Source organism: Humidesulfovibrio sp., from assembly GCF_035560995.1.
In the GTDB taxonomy this organism is placed as follows: domain Bacteria; phylum Desulfobacterota; class Desulfovibrionia; order Desulfovibrionales; family Desulfovibrionaceae; genus Humidesulfovibrio.
Map to the genome: position 1 here is coordinate 1 of NZ_DATMYK010000073.1, position 2912 is coordinate 2912.

A 2912-nucleotide genomic window follows, 5' to 3' on the forward strand; every position below is an offset into this window, starting at 1 on the left:
GAAAAAGGGATCATCGCGCCCGATGCCGAGCTTTCCGACAAGGAGGCCTTGAAGCTCATCTTCCAGCCGGGCTTCTCCACTGCGGCCAAGGTCACCAGCATTTCCGGGCGCGGCGTGGGCATGGACGTGGTCCACAGGGCCATCGACTCCCTGCGCGGCGCCATCGAAATTTCGAGCGAGCTGGGCCACGGAACCACGATCACCATCCGTCTGCCGCTCACCCTGGCCATCATCGAGGGCCTGCAAGTGCAGGTGGGCGACGGCTTCTTCGTCATTCCCCTCACGCTGGTCGAGGAGTGCGTCGAGCTGCACCAGAAGGACGTGGACCCCACGGGCCGCAAGCGCATCATCAACCTGCGAGGTGAGCTGGTGCCCTACATCAGCCTGCGCACCTGGTTCGAGATCGAGGGCGAAGCCCCGGAGATCGAGCAGATCGTCATCACCGGGGTGGAAGGGCGCCGCATCGGTATTGTGGTCGACCATGTCATCGGCGAGCACCAGACCGTCATCAAGTCCTTGGGCCGCGTGTACCGCGACGTGGAAGGCATCTCCGGCGCGACCATCAAAGGCGATGGCAGCCTTGCGCTCATTCTGGACGTTCCCCGGCTGGTGCGCACCGTGGCCGCTGAAAACCCCGCCTGAGCCTACCGGACCCCCGCGCCATGCCTGAAAGAACCAGAGCAGCAAAATCCCGCACCGAGGCCGCGCACGAGGCCTCCAGCCTCACGCGCATGAACGACCGCATCTTCGAACGCTTCAGCGAGTTCATCAAGTCCGAGCTGGGCATCAAGATGCCGTCTTCCAAGAAAACTTTGCTTGAGGCGCGGTTGCAGAAGCGTCTGCGCGAACTGGGAATGGGCACCCACGAGGAGTATTGCGAGTATCTCTTCAGCCCGCAGGGCATGGAGAATGAGCTGGTGAACCTTGTGGACGTGGTGACCACCAACACCACAGATTTCTTCCGTGAACCAAAGCACTTCGATCTCTTGATGGGCAAGGTGCTGCCGGAACTGCACGCGCGCGGCGGTTCAGGCCGCAATGTGAACATCTGGAGCGCGGGCTGCTCCTCCGGCGAGGAGCCTTACACCCTGGCCATGGTCTTGAGCGAGTTCGCGCGGCAGAACGCAGGCTTCACCTTCAGCATCCTCGCCACGGACATCAGCACCCAGGTGCTGCGCATGGCTGTGCGCGCCATCTACCCGGAGACCAAAATCGGACCCATTCCGCAGGAGTACCGCAAGCGCTACCTGCTGCGCAGCAAGGACCGCACGCGCAGGCTGGTGCGCATCGGGCCGGATGCGCGTTGCCATGTCCGCTTCCGCAGGCTGAACTTCATGGAGGACTTCTCTTTTGATGGGCAGTTGGACATAATTTTCTGCCGCAACGTGGTCATCTACTTCGACCGTCCGACGCAGGAGACGCTCTTCTCCCGCTTCTGCCGCAAGCTTGCGCCCGGCGGATATCTATTCATTGGCCACTCCGAGAGCCTTGCCGGAATGGACTTGCCGCTTGAACCTGTCGCACCGACGGTATATAGAAAGGTTTAGACATGCGACTTCTGGGAGGAGCACACTAGTGGGCAAGCCCATCAAAGTTCTGGTGGTGGACGACTCCGCCCTGGTGCGGCAAACACTCATCGAAATCCTGAAGTCCGACCCGGACATTACTGTTGTGGGCGCAGCTGCGGATCCTCTCGCAGCCGCGGAAAAGCTGCGAGAGGTGGTGCCCGATGTCATCACCCTGGACATCGAAATGCCGCGCATGGACGGGTTGACCTTCCTGCGCAAGCTCATGAGCCAGCACCCCATCCCAGTGGTCATCTGTTCCTCCCTGGCGGAGGAGGGTGACGAGACCACCTTCCGCGCGCTGGAATACGGCGCGGTTGAGATCATCACCAAGCCCAAGGTGGGCACAAAGCAGTTTCTGGAGGAATCGCGCATCCGCATCATCGACGCCGTGCGTGCGGCCGCCCAGGCCAAGGTGCGGACCATGACCGGAGGGGCGACGCTTAAGGTCGCGCCCAAGCTCGACGCGGACGTGATCCTGGCCAAGGCCACGCCCGGCACTCCGAACTTCCGCACCACGGAAAAGGTCGTGCTTGTCGGGGCCTCCACCGGCGGCACCGAGGCTCTGCTGACCTTTCTGCAGGCCCTGCCGCTGGACTGCCCAGCCATCGCCGTGGTGCAGCACATGCCTGAGCATTTCACCGCAGCCTTCGCCAAGCGTCTGGACGGCATCTGCCGCATCCATGTGAAGGAAGCCGCGGACAACGACACTCTGCTGCGCGGCCAGGCGCTCATAGCACCCGGCAGCAAGCACATGCTGCTCAAGCGCAGCGGCACCCGCTATCATGTGGAGGTGAAGGACGGCCCGCTCGTCTCGCGCCACAGGCCCAGCGTGGACGTGCTGTTTCGCTCCGGTGCGCGCTATGCGGGCAAAAACGCCGTTGGCGTCATCATGACCGGCATGGGAGACGACGGGGCCAAGGGCATGCGCGAGATGTTCGACGCCGGGGCCTACAACATCGCCCAGGACGAGGCCAGCTGCGTGGTCTTCGGCATGCCGCAGGAGGCCATCAAGCACGGCGGGGTGAACAAGGTCATGCCTCTGACCGCCATCGCCGCGGAGATCGTGCGGGTGTGCAAGGACTAGTCTTCAGCCAGATTCCACTTGCCCGCCAGGGCGCTTGAACCCAAGCCGTCCGCCACGCGCCGCAGGAACTCCCTGCGCGGCAGTTCCCGAGCGCCGAAGCGCAGCATGTGCGGCGTGGTCTGCTGGCAATCGATGAGCGTGCAGCCCCGTGCGCCGAGCCAGCGCGCCAGGGTGACGAAGAGGGCCTTGCTGGCCTCGGGCTTCGCGTAGAACATGGATTCTCCGAAGAACACCCCGCCAAGCGCAACCCCGTATATCCC

At 63.3% G+C, this 2912-nt stretch carries 3 protein-coding genes and 1 pseudogene; 3 read left to right on the plus strand and 1 reads right to left on the minus strand.

Going from position 1 to position 2912, the window contains the following annotated elements:
- The 3 genes from VN419_RS02775 to VN419_RS02785 all read left to right on the plus strand — a co-directional run.
- Positions 1–642, plus strand: a 642-nt coding sequence (locus tag VN419_RS02775) for a chemotaxis protein CheA (protein WP_325644209.1), incomplete at its 5' end; no start/stop codon positions are given.
- Between the two features lie 20 nt (positions 643–662).
- Positions 663–1547 (plus strand): protein-glutamate O-methyltransferase, encoded by an 885-nt coding sequence (locus VN419_RS02780; protein ID WP_325644211.1) that lies wholly within the window; start codon positions 663–665, stop codon positions 1545–1547.
- A 28-nt stretch (positions 1548–1575) separates the two neighbouring features.
- Positions 1576–2652, plus strand: a complete 1077-nt coding sequence (locus VN419_RS02785; RefSeq protein ID WP_325644213.1) for a chemotaxis response regulator protein-glutamate methylesterase — start codon at positions 1576–1578, stop codon at positions 2650–2652.
- Here the strand turns inward: VN419_RS02785 and VN419_RS02790 are convergent.
- Positions 2649–2912, minus strand: a pseudogene (locus VN419_RS02790) (leucyl/phenylalanyl-tRNA--protein transferase); the annotation flags it as partial. The gene VN419_RS02785 and the pseudogene VN419_RS02790 sit on opposite strands and share 4 nt — an antisense overlap.